The sequence below is a fragment of the Crassaminicella profunda genome, assembly GCF_019884785.1.
Lineage (GTDB): Bacteria > Bacillota > Clostridia > Peptostreptococcales > Thermotaleaceae > Crassaminicella > Crassaminicella profunda.
In genome coordinates, this window is sequence record NZ_CP082326.1 from 480,097 (window position 1) to 497,675 (window position 17,579).

The 17,579-nt window shown below is 31.4% G+C and carries 17 protein-coding genes; 16 read left to right on the forward strand and 1 reads right to left on the reverse strand.

From position 1 onward, the window contains the following. The first annotated feature begins 131 nt into the window (after nucleotides 1-131). From ptsP to recJ, 15 genes are all read left to right on the forward strand, one after another. Nucleotides 132-1,838: a phosphoenolpyruvate--protein phosphotransferase gene (ptsP, locus tag K7H06_RS01985; protein WP_223038313.1), complete on the forward strand. Its 1,707-nt coding sequence runs from the start codon at nucleotides 132-134 to the stop codon at nucleotides 1,836-1,838. Nucleotides 1,839-1,904: 66 nt separating this feature from the next. Continuing rightward, entirely contained in the window at nucleotides 1,905-2,168 is a 264-nt protein-coding gene (locus K7H06_RS01990; RefSeq protein ID WP_223038314.1) for an HPr family phosphocarrier protein, read from the forward strand. Nucleotides 2,169-2,453: 285 nt separating this feature from the next. After that, entirely contained in the window at nucleotides 2,454-3,311 is an 858-nt protein-coding gene (locus K7H06_RS01995; RefSeq protein ID WP_223038315.1) for a class II fructose-1,6-bisphosphate aldolase, read from the forward strand. Between the two features lie 13 nt (nucleotides 3,312-3,324). Beyond that, nucleotides 3,325-4,287 carry a 6-phosphofructokinase gene (gene pfkA / locus K7H06_RS02000; protein ID WP_223038316.1) on the forward strand — a complete coding sequence of 321 codons (963 nt, stop codon included), beginning with the start codon at nucleotides 3,325-3,327 and terminating at the stop codon, nucleotides 4,285-4,287. A gap of 342 nt (nucleotides 4,288-4,629) precedes the next feature. Beyond that, complete coding sequence (locus K7H06_RS02005; RefSeq protein ID WP_223038317.1) at nucleotides 4,630-4,857, forward strand: hypothetical protein; 228 nt, start codon at nucleotides 4,630-4,632, stop codon at nucleotides 4,855-4,857. Nucleotides 4,858-5,330: 473 nt separating this feature from the next. Next, entirely contained in the window at nucleotides 5,331-5,588 is a 258-nt protein-coding gene (locus K7H06_RS02010; protein ID WP_223038318.1) for a helix-turn-helix transcriptional regulator, read from the forward strand. Then, complete coding sequence (gene def, locus K7H06_RS02015; RefSeq protein ID WP_223038319.1) at nucleotides 5,569-6,018, forward strand: peptide deformylase; 450 nt, start codon at nucleotides 5,569-5,571, stop codon at nucleotides 6,016-6,018. Before K7H06_RS02010 ends, def begins: the two co-directional genes overlap by 20 nt. Nucleotides 6,019-6,130: 112 nt before the next feature. Next, nucleotides 6,131-6,622: a rubrerythrin family protein gene (locus tag K7H06_RS02020; RefSeq protein ID WP_223038320.1), complete on the forward strand. Its 492-nt coding sequence runs from the start codon at nucleotides 6,131-6,133 to the stop codon at nucleotides 6,620-6,622. A 269-nt stretch (nucleotides 6,623-6,891) separates the two neighbouring features. Next, nucleotides 6,892-8,238: a short-chain fatty acid transporter gene (locus K7H06_RS02025; RefSeq protein ID WP_223038321.1), complete on the forward strand. Its 1,347-nt coding sequence runs from the start codon at nucleotides 6,892-6,894 to the stop codon at nucleotides 8,236-8,238. A 110-nt stretch (nucleotides 8,239-8,348) separates the two neighbouring features. After that, entirely contained in the window at nucleotides 8,349-8,966 is a 618-nt protein-coding gene (locus K7H06_RS02030; protein WP_246637689.1) for a CoA transferase subunit A, read from the forward strand. 3 nt (nucleotides 8,967-8,969) lie between these two features. Then, nucleotides 8,970-9,620, forward strand: coding sequence for a CoA transferase subunit B (locus tag K7H06_RS02035; protein WP_223038323.1), 651 nt, complete (start codon nucleotides 8,970-8,972; stop codon nucleotides 9,618-9,620). A gap of 179 nt (nucleotides 9,621-9,799) precedes the next feature. Beyond that, a complete protein-coding gene (locus tag K7H06_RS02040; RefSeq protein WP_223038324.1) occupies nucleotides 9,800-10,411 on the forward strand; it encodes a hypothetical protein in 612 nt (203 codons plus the stop codon). Between the two features lie 240 nt (nucleotides 10,412-10,651). Beyond that, on the forward strand, nucleotides 10,652-11,332 hold the full coding sequence (locus K7H06_RS02045) for a response regulator transcription factor (protein WP_223038325.1): 681 nt from the start codon (nucleotides 10,652-10,654) through the stop codon (nucleotides 11,330-11,332). Further along, nucleotides 11,329-13,245, forward strand: a complete 1,917-nt coding sequence (locus K7H06_RS02050; RefSeq protein ID WP_223038326.1) for a sensor histidine kinase — start codon at nucleotides 11,329-11,331, stop codon at nucleotides 13,243-13,245. The genes K7H06_RS02045 and K7H06_RS02050 overlap by 4 nt, the downstream gene beginning before the upstream one ends. A 197-nt stretch (nucleotides 13,246-13,442) precedes the next feature. Continuing rightward, nucleotides 13,443-15,179 (forward strand): single-stranded-DNA-specific exonuclease RecJ, encoded by a 1,737-nt coding sequence (gene recJ, locus K7H06_RS02055; protein ID WP_223038327.1) that lies wholly within the window; start codon nucleotides 13,443-13,445, stop codon nucleotides 15,177-15,179. Here the strand turns inward: recJ and K7H06_RS02060 are convergent. Further along, complete coding sequence (locus K7H06_RS02060) at nucleotides 15,163-16,263, reverse strand: GGDEF domain-containing protein (RefSeq protein WP_223038328.1); 1,101 nt, start codon at nucleotides 16,261-16,263, stop codon at nucleotides 15,163-15,165. The two genes, recJ and K7H06_RS02060, sit on opposite strands and share 17 nt — an antisense overlap. Before the next feature lie 270 nt (nucleotides 16,264-16,533). Here K7H06_RS02060 and K7H06_RS02065 point away from each other — a divergent pair, with 270 nt between their 5' ends. Beyond that, nucleotides 16,534-17,373, forward strand: coding sequence for a BglG family transcription antiterminator (locus K7H06_RS02065; RefSeq protein WP_223038329.1), 840 nt, complete (start codon nucleotides 16,534-16,536; stop codon nucleotides 17,371-17,373). Nucleotides 17,374-17,579: the final 206 nt, after the last annotated feature.

Below are 17,579 nucleotides of genomic sequence, written 5' to 3' on the forward strand. Positions count from 1 at the left end.
AAAGTAAAGATCAACTATTAAATGATGTTTACCTTCAGATATTTTCTTATTGTAGTAATGAAAAAGAAGCGGGTGAAGCCTTAGCAGATTTAGTGAATTTAAAATTGGATACGTAAAAGGGAGGTTGCAAAATGTTACTAGGAACAGGTGCTTCTGAAGGAATTGCACTAGGAAAAGCATTACTGATTAAAAATGGGTCATTAGACATAGTAAAGCAAGAAATTGAAGATATAGAAAAAGAGAAAAAGAAATTATTAGAGGCTATAGAAGCTTCCAAAGAGCAGTTATCAAAAGTAAAAGAAAAGACTTCAAATGAATTAGGGGTGGATAAAGGAGCTATTTTTGAAGCTCATTTAATGATTTTAGATGATCCAGAGTTTATTCAAAATACTATGAATAAAATTGAAGAAGAAAAAGTAAATGCTGAATTTGCATTGAAGGAAATTTCTAATCAATTCATTGGTATCTTTGAAAGTATGGACAATGAATACATGAGAGAAAGAGTAGCAGATATTAAAGATGTATCAGAGCGTATCCTTCGAAATATAGTAGGGCAAAAAAATATTGATTTATCCATGTTAGATGAAGAAGTTATTTTGATTGCAGAGGATTTAACACCTTCTGATACAGCAACGATGGACAAAGAAAAAGTATTGGGATTTTTAACAAATATAGGTGGGCGTACATCACATACAGCTATTATGGCTAGGAATTTTGAAATTCCAGCAGTTGTTGGGCTTAAAAACATTACGAAAAAAGTAAAAACAGGAGATTTTATTGTACTAAATGGAGAAACTGGACAAGTAATAGTAAGTCCTACAGAAAAAGAGATAGAGCAATATCAAAGATTAAAAAAGCAGTATGAAGAAAATGAAAAAGAATTAGAAAAAATTATAGGAAAACAGAGTAGTACGATAGATGGTAGGAAAGTAGAGCTTGTTGGCAATATTGGGACACCAAAAGATATTGCAGGACTTAAGAAAAATGATGCAGAGGGAGTCGGTTTATATAGAACAGAATTTATTTATATGGATCGAGAGAGTATGCCGACAGAAGAAGAGCAATTTAGAGCATATAAAGAGGTACTTGTAAGCTTAAATCAAAAACCAGTTGTAATCAGAACTTTAGATATAGGTGGAGACAAAAAACTTCCCTATTTGAAAATTGATGAGGAAATGAATCCGTTTTTAGGATATAGAGCCATCAGACTTTGCTTAAATCAACAAGATATCTTTAAAACCCAGTTAAGAGCATTACTGCGAGCAAGTGTATATGGAAATTTAAAAATTATGTTTCCTATGATTTCAAGTCTCGAAGAACTTTTATTAGCAAAATCCATAGTACATGATGTCAAGATGGATTTAGACAATGAAGGAATAAAATATGCTCATCCTATAGAAGTGGGAATGATGATTGAAGTACCATCTGCAGCAATCATTAGTGATATTTTAGCAAAGCATGTAGATTTCTTTAGTATTGGGACAAATGATTTAATCCAGTATATTACTGCAGTAGACAGGATGAATGAAAAAATCTGTCATCTGTATAGTCCATTTAATCCTGCTGTTTTAAGACTCATTAAAACAGTTATTGAAAATGGGCATAAAGAAAACATTTGGGTGGGGATGTGCGGAGAAGCCGCAGCAGATAAAAGAATGATTCCAATCTTGCTTGGAATGGGACTTGATGAATTTAGTATGAGTGCATCCTCTATTTTACTAGCAAGAAAACTAATTCGATCACTAAAGTTTGAGGATGCTCAAAAAATTTCTCAGAAAGTATTAAGTATGAGCACAGCAGAAGAAATAGAGAACTATATAAAAAATGTTATAAAATAATTGAAAAATCAAAATAGGAAGAAATAAGATAAGTATTGAATATAAAAGCTATGGGAGGTAATTCATATGGAAAAAAGAGTAGTAATAAAAAATGAAAGTGGCATACATGCAAGACCAGCAGGCATGCTTGTTAAAAAGTCTAATGAGTTTAAATCAAATATAGAAATATCTTTTAAAGAGAGAACCGTAAATGTTAAATCAATAATGGGGATTATGAGTTTAGGACTTTCTAAAGGAAGTGAAATAAGTATAATAGCAAATGGAGAAGATGAACAAAATGCAGTAAATGAGTTAGTTAACCTTGTGGAGAGCGGATTTAATGAATTATAAATCAACCTTAAAATTATACGTGTTAACTTAAAATATATTTATAAGTGATATAAGAACAGTTAAATTCATACGAAAATAGTTAAAAGCAGGGGTTATGAGGGATGGAGTAGTTGCTCAAAGTAAGTTAGGAAGTCTTCAAGGAGAAGAAATAGCACCATTGTTTGCAAATCTATTTGACTAATTAGGTGTTGAAAGTTATAAAAAACATATTTGTACTTCTTGGAAGACTTGGGTTTGAAGATTTGAGAGAAGTGCTAGAAAAGAAAATATAGAGGAGAATAAAATATGCTAGTAACTGGTAAAGAAATACTTCAGCATGCCCATGAAAATGGATATGCAGTTGGAGCATTTAACGTAAACAACATGGAAGCAGTACAAGCAATTATTGAAGCAGCAGAGGAAACAAAATCACCTGTAATCATTCAAGCAAGTCAAGGTGGACTTAAATACGCAGGAGTAGAATATATTGCTGGAATGGGGAAAATTGCAGCAGAAAAGACTTCGGTTCCTGTTGCTATTCATTTAGATCATGGCACTGATTTTAAACAAATCATGCTATGTATTCGTAATGGATTTACTTCTGTTATGATTGATGGGTCTCACCATCCATTAGAAGAAAATATAAATAAGACAAAGCAAATTGTAGAAATGGCTCATGCAGTAGGTGTATCTGTTGAAGCAGAACTTGGAAAAATCGGTGGAACAGAAGATGATATATCTGTAGATGAAAAGGATGCTACTTATACAGATCCAGATGAAGCCGTTCGTTTTGTAAAAGAGACGGGTGTAGACTCGTTAGCTATTGCAGTAGGAACAGCCCATGGACCTTATAAGGGAGAGCCAAAGCTTGATTTTGATAGAATTAAAGTAATAAAAGAAAGACTAAATATGCCTATCGTACTTCATGGTTCATCTGGTGTACCAGAAGAAAGCATTAAACGCGCAGTTAGTCTTGGAATTAACAAAATCAATATTGATACGGACATAAGAATGGCATTTCATAAGGCAGTAAAAGAATTTGTACAAACGAATCCTGATGTTTATGATCCAAGAAAAATCGTAGGACCAGCAAGAGTAGCAATGAAGGAAATCATTGCAGAAAAAATGAGAATGTTCGGTGCAGCAGGTACAGCTTGGAGATAGGAGGGGAGATACTTTGAAAACCATAGGTGTATTAACCAGTGGAGGAGATGCTCCCGGAATGAATGCTGCCATAAGAGCTGTGGTTCGAGCAGGAATATATAATGATATGAAAGTAATGGGCATTGATCAAGGATATAATGGACTGATCAATGGAAACATTAAAGAGATGAAGCTATCTTCAGTTGCAGATATTATTCACAGAGGAGGAACTGTTTTAAAAACAGCAAGATGTGAAGAATTCAGAACAGAAGAAGGAAGAAAAAAAGCATTAAATGTTCTAAAAGTTTTTGGTATAGAAGGACTTGTAGTCATCGGTGGAGATGGTTCCTTCACAGGTGCACAAAAACTTAGTGAAGCAGGAATCAAAACCATTGGAATTCCTGGAACCATAGATAATGATTTAGCCTATACAGACTATACTATCGGTTTTGATACAGCAGTAAATACAGTAGTAGATGCTATTACAAAAATAAGAGACACATCTACCTCTCATGGAAGAGCCAATATCGTTGAAGTAATGGGAAGACATTGTGGAGATATTACCCTTTATGCAGGTCTTGCAGGAGGAGCTGAAAGTGTTATTGTGCCAGAAGAACAATTTTCTATGGATGATGTATGTAGAAAATTGATTCAAGGAAGAAGCAGAGGAAAGCTTCATAGTATTATCATGCTTGCAGAGGGAATCGGTGGAAATGCCTTTGAACTCGGAAAAGAAATAGAAGAAGTAACAGGAATAGAAACAAAGGTTACAGTCCTTGGACATATTCAAAGGGGAGGAAGTCCTTCGTCCTTTGATAGAATCCTTGCAAGTAAAATGGGTGCTAAAGCAATAGAACTTATTATGAATGATGAATCTGGAAGAGTCGTAGGAATGAAGGAGAATAAAATCATGCATATGGATATTCATGAAGCATTGAGCGTTGAAAGAGTATTTGATGAAGAAATGTATGAATTGACAAAGATTCTTTCTATCTAAAATAAAATTTGAGCATGGTCATTAGACTATGCTCTTTTTTATGGAAAATTTTAAAAATATGATCACATCAATCGGGTAATAGGAATTTTTATTTGATGATTAAAAAGATAATTAAAAATTATGTTTCCAATGATTTCTTCTATCTGTTTGCAATATGATCAACGGATTTGATTTGTTTGTTTAAGAAGTACACTAAAGTCAGACAAATTTTTTACTTGTAAAAACTTCGATAAGTGAATTTGCACTAAGATTAGAAAAGGAAAATATCCCAATAAGCAATTTATCAATGAATTGCTTGAATGGATATTTTAGAATTTCTATTGAAAATCATGAAGAAAACAGTTGTTTAATCAATGCTATAAAGAAAATGATTTGAAGATTATTAAAATTAGAAGAAAAAAGATAGAAGTACTTATTACCACAGAAAGATTAAATATTTGTTTAGCCCAAGAGGAAGATATTCCTATTATCATGCAAATAGAGAATGATAAGGAAAATAAAAGCTTTATTTGGCAAGGGTGCTATGAAGAACATTTAGATGAGATCAATAGTAATGATTCAATCTTATAAAGATGAAAGAGGATATTTGGATCAAATGATTTTTTCTATGTTGAAAGAAGAGTATTCTGCCAAGTAAAAATCATGAAAATATATCAAATTAGGAAGTATATTCACAAATTTCATTGTTGGAACTGTTACAGATATGGGGGATAATTCTTTTTTCACAGTTCATTAATAATGAACTGTCCATAGGAACACGTATAATGATTACGGTTATAGGTTGTCATATTATTGCAGAAAAAACAAAGTTTGAATTTCGGTAGGTACGTGTAGCTTATGATACGACTATTGTTTTAATAGGAATATTATTAGATGGTGTGTTTGGAATAGGTAAATGAGTAGAATCAAAATAAAAACAAGTATGAAAATAAGACAATGAGATTTTAGAATTAAAAAACATACTCATGTAAAGTCAATTTGACAAAAAAGTAAAATATTGTTATATTTACAATGTAAGGTTAACATTACAGGAGTGATTATCTATGAAAAATAAATTGAAACAATTACGGGAGTCTCTTGGTTTAACGCAAGAGCAATTAGGAGAACTTGTAGGGGTATCAAGACAAGCAATTAATTCTATTGAAAAAGAAAAGTTTGAGCCGTCTATATGGTTGGCTTATGATATTAGTAAGGTATTTCATCGTTCCATAGAAGAGGTTTTTCTTTTTGAAGAAAGTGAAAGAAAATCGAGAGCACAAAAAAGTAGAGGGGGGAATGTAAATGGCATTAAGACAAATTAGAATTTTGGGTGATGAGGTATTGAGAAAGAAGAGTAAAACAGTCGAAGTCGTAGATGATAAAATAAGACAAATCTTAGGTGATATGGTAGATACCATGTATAATACAGAAAATGGCGGAGGACTAGCGGCGCCACAAGTAGGTATATTGAAGCGATTGGTTGTAATAGATATGGGGCAAGGACTTATAAAATTAGTTAATCCAAAGATTATTAAAAAGGAAGGAACGCAAGAAGTTATAGAGGGGTGTTTAAGTATTCCCAATACATGGGGAAAGCTAAAAAGACCTGCAAAGGTAACTATACAAGCATTAAATGAAAACGGAGAGGAAATTACATTGACAGGTAAAGGCGATTTAGCAAAATGCTTTTGTCATGAAATAGATCATTTAGAAGGAATTCTTTTTACAGATTTAGTTACTGAATATATATAATCATATTGTTTAATCTTTTCTATTTGTGGTATATATAGGATTGTAAGAGGAAATATTGAAAAAATGTAGAATACAAATAGAATAAAAATATATAAACAATGGAGGAGATTATATGTCAAATAAAACTTTAGAAAATTTAATGGCTGCATTTGCAGGAGAGTCACAAGCAAATCGTAAATATTTAGCTTATGCAAAAAAAGCAGAAGCAGAAGGAAATAAAAATGCTGCAAAATTATTTAGAGCTGCTGCTGATGCAGAAACATTGCATGCCCATAAACATTTTGAAGTAGCTGGAAAAGTTAAATCTACAAAAGAAAATTTAGAGGATGCAGTAAATGGAGAAACTCATGAATACAAAGAAATGTATCCAGAATTTTTAGAAGTAGCAAAAGAAGAAGGAAACAAGGAAGCAATCAAAACTTTTAACTTTGCATTAAAAGCAGAAGAGGTGCATGCACAGCTTTATAAAGAAGCTCTAGAAAATGTAGATAGTCAAGAAGAAGTAACTTATTACCTATGCCCAGTCTGTGGAAATATTGAAAAGGGTATACCAGGTAAATGCTTTATTTGTGGTGTACCTGGAGAAAAATTCATCAAATATTAAAAAGTTTATTAGGTAGAATACCAACAGGATTGATAGCTTTATTGCGTGATCAATCCTGTTTTTGTGTTAAAGTCTTTTCAACATAAAATTTCAAGAAATGACGAGAAAAGGATTAAAATAGGGGTAATTGAAAATATAGTTATTATTTTAACAGATTAACTGGATAATGAAGGTTGATATTTCCATTTACTGTGATAAACTATAAAGTGTGGAATGGGATGTATCTTGTATACATTACGTTCAATATATTCTATAAGGAGGCGACTCAAATGTTTAAACGTATTACAAAACTATTTGTAAGTCTTGTGCAAAAGTATTTACCAGATCCATTTTTGTTTGCTGTTATTTTAACATTAGTAGTTTTAGGACTTGGTATGGTAACAACTGGACAAGGATTAGTAGACATGGTCATGCATTGGAGCGGTGGATTTTGGAAACTACTCGCATTCTCTATGCAAATGGCTTTAGTTCTTGTTACAGGACATACTTTAGCAAATGCGCCAATTATTAAAAAGGGTCTTAACAGATTAGCAAAAATCGCAAAGACACCTACACAAGCAATTTTAGCAGTTACTTTTGTTTCTACTATTGCATGCTGGATTAACTGGGGATTTGGACTAGTTATTGGTGCTCTTTATGCAAGACAGCTAGCAAAAGAGGTAAAAGGGGTAGACTACAGATTACTTATCGCTTCAGCTTATTCAGGATTCGTAGTATGGCACGCAGGTATTTCAGGATCTATTCCACTAAAATTAGCTACAGCTGGAGAAGGATTAGCAATCGCTACAAATGGAGCTGTGGTAGATCCAATTTCAACAAGTGCAACTATTTTTTCAACATTTAACCTAATTATATGCGGAATTATATTAATTACTATGCCATTATTAAATAAAGCTATGCATCCAAAAGCAGATGAAGTAATTGTAGTAGATGCAAGGCTTTTAGAAGATGAAGAAGCAGCTGCAAAAGTTGAAAATCCAACACCAGCTGATAAAATGGAAAACAGTCCAATTCTATCTATTCTTATTGGAGCAATGGGCTTAATATTTGTTTTCTACTATTTTGCAGAAAATGGATTCAAATTAAATTTAAATATTGTTAACTTTATGTTCTTATTTGCAGGAATTCTTTTACATGGTACTCCTAGAAGATTCCTTGATGCTATCAATGGTGCTGCAAAAGGAACAGCAGGAATTATCCTACAATTTCCATTTTATGCAGGGATTATGGGGATGATGACAGGTGCTAATGCGGCAGGAGTATCTTTTGCAGGCGTAATTTCTGAGTGGTTTGTAAATATTTCAACAGCAACAACTTTCCCACTATTTACTTTCTTAAGTGCAGGGATTGTTAACTTCTTTGTACCATCAGGTGGTGGACAATGGGCTGTTCAAGCACCTATTATGATGCCAGCAGGAAAGGCACTAGGTGTTAGTGCAGCTAAAACAGGTATGGCTATTGCATGGGGAGATGCTTGGACAAATATGATTCAACCATTCTGGGCATTACCAGCATTAGGAATCGCTGGTCTTGGTGCAAGAGATATTATGGGATTCTGTATTATAGACTTACTATATACAGGGGTCATTGTTGCACTAGGTTTAATGTTCTTATAAAAAGTTATCTATGAAAGTCCATTGAATAATGGACTTTCATAAAGATATAAAGCTTTAATATTATGGAGGTGTTTGTTTTGAGGAATAAGGTAGTAACAATTGAAGAAGCTATGAGTCACATCAAAGATGGTATGACAATCATGATTGGTGGTTTCATGGCTGCTGGTACACCAGAAAAATTCATGGATGTATTAGTTGAAAAAGGATTAAAAGATCTAACAATCATTGGAAATGATGCAGCATGGCCTAATGTAGGAATTGGTAAATTAGTTTGCAATAAACAAGTAAAAAAACTAATTGCATCTCATGTTGGATTAAATCCTGAAGTTGGAAATCAAATGAATTCAGGGGAGTTAGATGTAGAATTAGTACCACAAGGAACACTTGCTGAAAGAGTAAGAGCAGGTGGAAATGGACTTGGTGGAATTTTAACACCAACAGGAGTTGGAACAATCGTAGAAGAAGGAAAAGAAAAAATTACAGTAGATGGTAAAGAGTATCTTTTAGAAAAGCCATTAAGAGCTGATATTGCTCTAGTAGGTGCCTCTGTTGCAGATAAAAAGGGTAACCTTTGTTTCAATAAAGCAACTAGAAACTTCAATCCAATGATGGCAACTGCTGCTGATTTAGTAATTGTAGGAGCAGAAAAAATTGTTGAAGTTGGAGAAATAGATGGAAATGATGTAGTGACACCTGGACTTTTCGTAGACTACATGGTGGAGGTGTAAGATATGAACGTAAAAGAAATTATTGCTAGACGTGTAGCGAAGGAATTAAAAGATGGAGACGTAGTAAACTTAGGAATTGGTCTACCAACAAAGGTAGCAAACTACATACCAGAAGGTATGGACGTTACTTTCCAATCTGAAAATGGATTTGTAGGACTAGGACCTGCTCCAGAAGAAGGAAAAGAAGATAAAGACTTAGTAAATGCAGGTGGTATGCCTGTAACAGCAGTACCAGGTGCAGCATATTTCGATAGTGCTACTTCTTTTAGCATCATCAGAGGAGGACACGTAGACGTAACCGTTTTAGGTGCACTTCAAGTAGATGAAAAAGCGAACCTTGCAAACTGGATGGTTCCAGGAAAAATGGTACCAGGTATGGGTGGTGCTATGGACTTAGTTGTAGGAGCTAAAAAAGTTATCATTTCTATGACTCATACACAAAAGGGAAAACCAAAAATCTTAAAAGAGTGTAACCTACCACTTACAGCTGCTGGTCAAGTAAATATGATCGTAACAGAAATGGGTGTTATGGAATACACAGATAAAGGATTAGTATTAACAGAAATTAATCCTGAATACAAAGTAGAAGATATTAAAGCAGTTACAGAAGCAGCATTTGTAGTTGCTGATGATTTAAAAGAAATGGAATTTTAAATAGAATTTTTAAAATAGGAGCTAATGCTCCTATTTTTTTTTTGAAATTAAGTTTGTTATTTTTTCATTGATTTTCTAAAAAACACAAAAAAGATACATTTTGAATATAAAAAAGATAAATTTACTCATTATAATAACAACTAAAGAAAGACAAATAATAAAAAAAGGAGAGGGTATCAATGAAAAAAATAATGACAGGTATTTTATTAGGAACAGTAGTACTTACAGCTACAGTTACGAGCTTTGCAGCAGGAAATGAGAATATAGGGGTGAAAGCAAAAACTTTAATAGAGGCAAAACCTATTATTCAAGCAAAAATGGGAGGATTAGATATAAAATCACTAGGAAAAAATGATATCATAGAAATCAATGATGAAAATGGTATTATAAAAATTAATGGAATGGATATAAAAAAAATAGATGGAGATATGATTAAAATTGATGAAGCGGCTTTGAAAGAACTAGGGCTAGATAATGTAGACGTTGCAATAGCTGATAAATTGGAACTACCCAATTTTGAAGAATTTATGAAAGAAATGAAAGAAGGATTAAAGGATATTAATAAAACCGACTTAAAATCTTTAGAAAAATCGTACAATGAAGCTGTTGATTTAGAAAAAGCTAAGAAGTTTGATGAGGCTTCTAAGAAGTGGGAAGCTTTCGATAAAATTTTAGGAAAATATTTTAAAGAGGGAGAAATGATAAGTGGGTATGCTATAGAGCTTACTGAAGATGCTATGAAAAAAATAGATACAGATGCAATAGAACTTAAAGTAGCAGAAGCTAATTAAGTAGAATTACTAGGATTAAGATAATATATTCAATATATGAAAAAGGGGTAAATGATATTCATCAAATAGATTTAAAAGGATACACATGGAGAAATTCTCAAAAAGAATTTCTCTATTTTTTACAATAATTACAATAAAAAACATAGTTCATAAATAATAGAAATCTTGCAATTCGTTGAAATATCATACTTATAAATATATAATAAAAATAATAGATTGAAAAAATAAGGGGATGGAATTATGAGTTATTCTATACTAGTTATAGAAGATGAAAAAAATATTCGAAAAATCATAGTTGACTATTTTAAATCAGAAAATTATATAGTAATAGAAGCTTGTGATGGAAAAGAGGGAATCGAAAAATTCGAAAAAGAGCAAGTTGATTTGATTATCCTTGATATTATGATGCCCAAATTAGATGGTTGGGCCGTATGTAGAAGAATACGAAAAAAGTCCCAAGTTCCTATTATTATGTTAACAGCAAGAACGGAAGAGGATGATGAACTGATGGGCTTTGAGCTAAAAGCAGATGATTATGTGAAAAAGCCTTTTAGCCCTGCTGTATTAGTAGCAAGAGCAAAGCTTTTATTGAATAGAAAAAAAGATGTATTAAAAGAAAAAGAAGATATAATAAAAAAACACGGTTTAAAAGTAGACCGATTATCAAGAGAAGTATATAAAGATGAAAAAAGAATTGAATTAACACCGAAAGAATTTGATATATTATATTATTTGATGGAGAATGAAGGATTGGTTTTTTCAAGAGATCAAATATTAAATCATGTATGGGGATATGATTTTTTAGGAGATACGAGAACTGTAGATAATCATATTAAAAAGCTTCGAAAAGCATTAAAGGATAAATCTTACTTTATTCGAACTGTATTTGGAGTAGGGTATAAATTTGAGGTGAAGGAATGAAAAAAAATAAAATTTTCATAAAGCTTTTTGCTATGACGGCTGGAGTCGTAATGATTCTTTTAGTGATGCAATTTATTTTTCAATATTTTTGGCTAGAAAAATTTTATGTATATAATAAAAAAGAAACCATAAGCAATGAGTTAATCATGTTAAAAGGAAAGCTTGAAAATGGTTTTATTAATCAAGAAAATATAAATAAAACTTTAAATCAATATTCAAGGGAAAATGATATATTTATTGGTATTTCTAATAGTCAAGGAATACCTCAATATGGACTTGATGGAGAAGGGAGTCTTTCGTATATTGAAATAGAAGATGATCAAAAGGAAAACTATAAAATTTATATGAATGCATTCTCGAATGAGCAAGACCTTATAGGAGGATTGAAAATATCAAAAAAAATCCAAGTACAAGGGTCAATTATGAATACGAAAGAAAAGAATGTCTATCCAGAGAGTATTACGCTAGAAAATAAAAAGTTTTCAGCAAAAAAGGATGGCGAAATAACAAGTGGTATAGTGATAACAAAGGATATTGAAATAGATGATGCATTAGTTGTAGGAAACGTTGAAGGAAATTCAATAGAATTGAACATAGACTGGACAGAAATACCTAAGCCTCAAGAAATTCGCCTAAAGGGTAGTATTATAGATATGAATTTAATGAGTGAAGATGATTATGGAATAGAATATCGAAGAAGTCAATTATTGCAAGAAATATTCTCGTTTTTAGGACAACAAAAGGATTTAAATACGATCTTTAGAGAAAATAAAATGATGCAATATACAAAGGTAGACTCCTTTACGGGAATAAAAAATATTATTTTTGTTCAACCTTTATTTATTAAAAATAAAGAACCTAGGCTAATGTTTGCTGTAAGCTCTCTTCAACCTATAGAAGAAACAACGGATATTATGAAGACTTATTTTTTATTTGCATTGATCATAGCCATGCTTGTAGCTATTATGGTATCTTTTTTATATTCTAAAAAATTTACAAAGCCCCTACTCCATCTAAATGGTGTAACGAAAAATATGGCGGATTTAGATTTTTCTCATAAGTGCAGGATTCATACAAATGATGAAATAGAGGATTTGGCTGAAAATATTAATAGTATGTCTGATAAATTAAAAAGGACTTTAGAGGAAGTAAAAGAATCTAACGAAAAACTAAAGGAAGAGATTATTTTTAAAGAAAAAATGGAGCAGTTCAGAAAGAGATTTATAGCAGATGCATCTCATGAGTTGAAAACCCCCCTAACGGTGATGAAAGGAATTTGTGAAGGGGTTGTAGATGGTATTTATGATTATAATGATCATGATCATTTTAAAAAGATGTTAAATGAAATTAATGATATGAGCCAATTAGTATATGATTTATTAGAAATATCTAAATTAGAATCAGGGAAAGTCCCCTTTAAGAAAGAGATATTTCAATTATGTGATGTAGTATTAAAAATACATGGTAAATTAAAACCCCTTTTAGAGCGAAAAGAATTAAAAGTACAATTAGATCTAGCAGAGGATTTTATAATAGGAGATGAAGATAAGATTGAAAGAGTCATACGAAATCTCTATTCTAATGCGGTTCAATACACACCTGAAAATGGGGAAATAAATATTTATATACATCATGATCAAGATCATTGTTATGTAAATATAGAAAATAGCCCTGCTAAAATTTCAAAGGATGACTTATCGAAGATTTGGGAACCTTTTTATCGAATTGAAAAATCAAGGAATAAAGCATTAGGAGGAACGGGATTAGGTCTTCATATGGTAAAGGGAATTTTAGATAAGCATGATAGTGAATATGGTATAGAAAATACAGAAAAGGGAGTAAAGGTTTATTTTTCATTGCAAAGGATTGTGGAGGAAATAGAAATTGAATCGGAGCTTGAAAAATCTATATAAAAAGAACCCTATAAGGGGAACATGAAGTGTTATGATTTAAGTATATGGAAGAGTCTATTAATGGATGTGTATTTATAGAAAACCCCTTAAAGGGGTTATTTTTTTGATTAAATAGATAGATTTGCAAATGAGAAGGAGTTTTACAAACCGTAAAAATCCTTATATACTAGATAAGAGATGAAGGGTGGGACGAGTATATGTATGAGACCAATTGGAAAATTGTAGATAAAGATCAGTCTATAGATGATTTTGATTCAGTAGAAGCTATTATAGAAAAAATACTCATGAATAAAGGGATTACGACAAAAGAAGAAAGGGAAGAATTTCTTTCTCTAAAGCCTAAAAAGACTTATGATCCCTTTTTATTAAAAAATATGAAGGAAATTGTAGAAATTATAATTACCTATATAAAAGAAAAAAAGAGCATTTGGATTTATGGAGACTACGATGTAGATGGTATCTCTAGTATTTCTCTTTTAATGGACTTTTTATCAAATTTCACAGAAAATCTTCATTATTATATTCCCTTAAGAGAAGAAGAAGGCTATGGCCTTAATTGTGATGCTATAAGAGAGATTAAAAAAAAGGGCGCTGAATTGATTATTACGGTGGACTGTGGCTCTACATCTGTAGAAGAAGTATCTTTAGCAAAGGAATTAGGAATGGAGATTATCGTAACGGATCATCATAATTTATCTGATATAGTACCAGATTGTTTAATTCTTAATCCAAAGCAGGCGGATTGTACTTATCCTTTTAAATTATTATGTGGATGTGGTATTGCATTTAAGTTGGCACAAGCTATTCAAAAGAGGACGGGAGCACCTAAGAAAGTTTTGAGTCAAGTCCTTGATTTAGTGGCATTAGCAACAGTTGCAGATGTGGTTCCTTTGGTTGATGAAAATAGAACCTTGCTAAAATATGGGCTGAAAAAGATCAATAATCCTACAAGATTAGGATTAAAATATTTAATCGAGGCTGTTCGATTAGGAGATAAAAATATTACGGCAGGACATATTGGGTTTGTATTAGGGCCTCATTTTAATGCTAGTGGGAGAATTGACGATGCAAGAGCAGGGGTTGAGCTTCTTTTGAGTAAAGAGCGTAACAAAATACAAAGACTTGTAAAGCATTTGGTCACTTGTAATGATGAAAGAAAAGAGATTCAAGAAAAAGGACTAGAAATTTGTAAAAACAAGGTTGAAAGTTACTATAAGGATGACCTTTTCTTGGTGGTGGATTCAGAAGGTACCCATGAAGGGGTTATAGGAATTGTTGCAGGGCGAATTAGGGATAACTATTATAAACCTACTTTGGTTGTTACTGCATCTCATGAAGAAGGAATATTAAAGGGCAGTGGACGAAGTATTGATGATTTAGATATATATGAAGAAATGAAAAAGTGCAAGGATTTATTTATCAAATTTGGAGGACATAAAAACGCTTGTGGTTTTTCTATTGAAAAAAGTAAATTAGACCTTCTTAGGAAGAGATTGAATGAAGAAGCTTTCAAAATAAAAAAAGAAAGACCAAATACTTTTATTAAGACGGTAAAAATAGAATGTGAATTAAAACCTTCTCAAATAACAGAAGAACTTGTAGATACCTTAGAGAAAATAGAACCCTATGGTATGGGCAATGAAAAGCCTCATTTTCTTGTAAGAAAGATTAAGGTAGAGAATGATGAAGAAAAGGTAGTTATGGGAAAAAATAAAGAGCATTTAAGATTAAAAGGTTTATCAGAAATCTATCAAGATTCTACAAGAGTTTCAGCTGTTGGATTTGGATTAGCAGAAAGTTATGTAAAGGGAATGAACTGTCCTGAAATTGTAGATATTGTAGGTTTTCCAAATGTGAACGAATGGAATGGCTATAAAAATATGCAGTTGATGATTAAAGATGTAAAGGAGTATGGGACTAATTTTTTTGAGTAATTGTTTTATTTTTCCCCATTTTTTTAGCAAGATATAAAAGGGCATCAGCACTTTCAAATAAAGATTTTTTATCCATTTCCTTTTTATATTCCTGAAGACCTATGCTAACAGTGACAGGTCTTCCTTTTAGTTCTTCATGAAAAGTATCTTCTATGAGAATACGAATATGGTCGATATTTTTATGGGCTTCTGCTAAGGTGATATCTGTAAAAATCACTGCAAATTCTTCTCCTCCATATCTAGAGGGAAAATCATTAAAGGATATATTATTTTTAATGGTACTTGAAATTCTTTTTAATACTAAGTCGCCCACCCCGTGTCCAAAGGTATCATTTACTTGCTTAAAGTTATCAATATCAAGGATTGCCAAATGAATAGAGACATTATCTTGCTTTGCTTGCTCAATTAATATATCTAGGTATTCATGAAAAGAACGATGATTGTATAGGCCTGTTAAAGGATCGATTTTAGAATTTTGTTCCATTACTATATTTTTAATCAATAAATCCTCTTTGGATTTCATAGCCTTGTGGATATGATGAAGCATTTTTTTTTCACGACACATAATTTCTATAGAAATCAAAAAACCTATAAATAAGACAAGAACCATAGCTATGAGTTGACCTAAAAAAGTATTTTCAAAAATGAACGGGTGATTAGCATATATGATAAAGAATGAACTAAGATTCAAAATAAATGAAAATATGGTTTTTTTTAATTCAAAATAGCCTATAGAGATCAGTATTGGAAGAATATATGCTGTTTGAAGTGCTTGGACATCTTCGTGGATAGATACTAATACAGATACGAACAAAGAAGTGATTACAATAATAGTAATATCTCGAAACTTAGTAGAAAAATAATAAATGATTTCTGTTGTGAGCATGAGTACAAGAAGTATGGTAGTAGGAAGGATTAGATCATATTTTATATAATGTAAATTTTGATCATGACAAAAAAGATAATTTGTGAATGAGCCCAAAAAAGATAATATCAATGCTAACCAAAAATAGTTTAAAATTTTTCTATTCCATGTATTTTCGTTTATAAACATAGAAAAGTTAAAATTATTTTCTTCATTCATTATTTTTTTCAATCCTTTCAGCTGGAAGTTCCCAATATGCTCTTGTTATTATTTATATTATACGCTGTGCATACAAATTCCTCCTTAGGGAAAAATTGTACATTGAAGTTATCGACAAGTTTCGCTATTTTTTTAAATCTTTATCATATATAATAAAATTTAGATAAGTTCAAGGTAGATGATTGACAGATTGTTTAAAATAAAATACAATAAGCTAAAATAGGGAAAAGTTTGTATATAATCAGGATAACGTTTTCATGGAGGCGGGTCATGGAAAATTATGTTATAAAAAAAATATTAAGCAACAATGTGGTACTCGTAGAGAAAGAAAACCAAAATTACATACTGGTTGGAAAAGGAATTGGCTTTGGGAAGAAGAAGGGAATTGTTCTAGAAAATCCTGAAATTATTGATGAAAAGTTCATATCTTTAAAGGGACTTTCAGAGAATGAGTACGAGAGTTTTTTAAGCCAAGTAGATCCTAAAATCATAGAGCTTGTTGAAGAAATTATGGTAATGGTTAAGAATGAGCTAGGAGAAGGACTCAATCCAAATGTTCATGTAGGACTGATTGATCATATTAATTTTGCTATAAAAAGATTAACAGAAGGAATAGAGATTGTAAATCCTTTCTTGTTAGAGACAAAATTATTATACCCTGCAGAATATAATTTAGCTGAAAAAGCCGTTAGTATATTAAAAGAAAATTTGAAGATTCGTATTCCAGAAGCAGAAGTTGGTTTTTTAGCTCTTCATATTTATGGTGGTAGAGGTAATAAGAGCAAAAAAGAAGCATTGGAAAGCTCAAAAATGATGAATACAATCATAAGTTATACAGAAAAGAAATTAAATATACATATAGATAAATATTCTTTTGATTATAAAAGATTTATTATGCATTTAAGAGGTGTAATAGATAGAGTTTTAAATCATAAGACCATTGAAAATATCCTTTTATCAAAAGTAAAAGAAGAACTAATGATTGAATTTAAAGTAGCTTATGATGTATCCAAAATAATAGAGAAAACACTAAAAGTAAAGATACCAGAAAGTGAAACAGGATATATTGCACTCCATTTACATAGATTAAATAGTCAAAGATGTAAATAGGGTGTTATGAGTTTTAGTAGGAATGCGCTTTGATTTGAATGAGGTTTTATTCAAATCAAAGCGCATTTTTGGATGAATAAAGTTGATAAAGGTTGAAATACTAATATAAGAATATTTTTATATGCAAATAATGTAGAAAAAAACAAAAAAAATGCAAATATATATTGCCTGTGAAAACGTTTTATGATATCATAAAAACAAGTTAA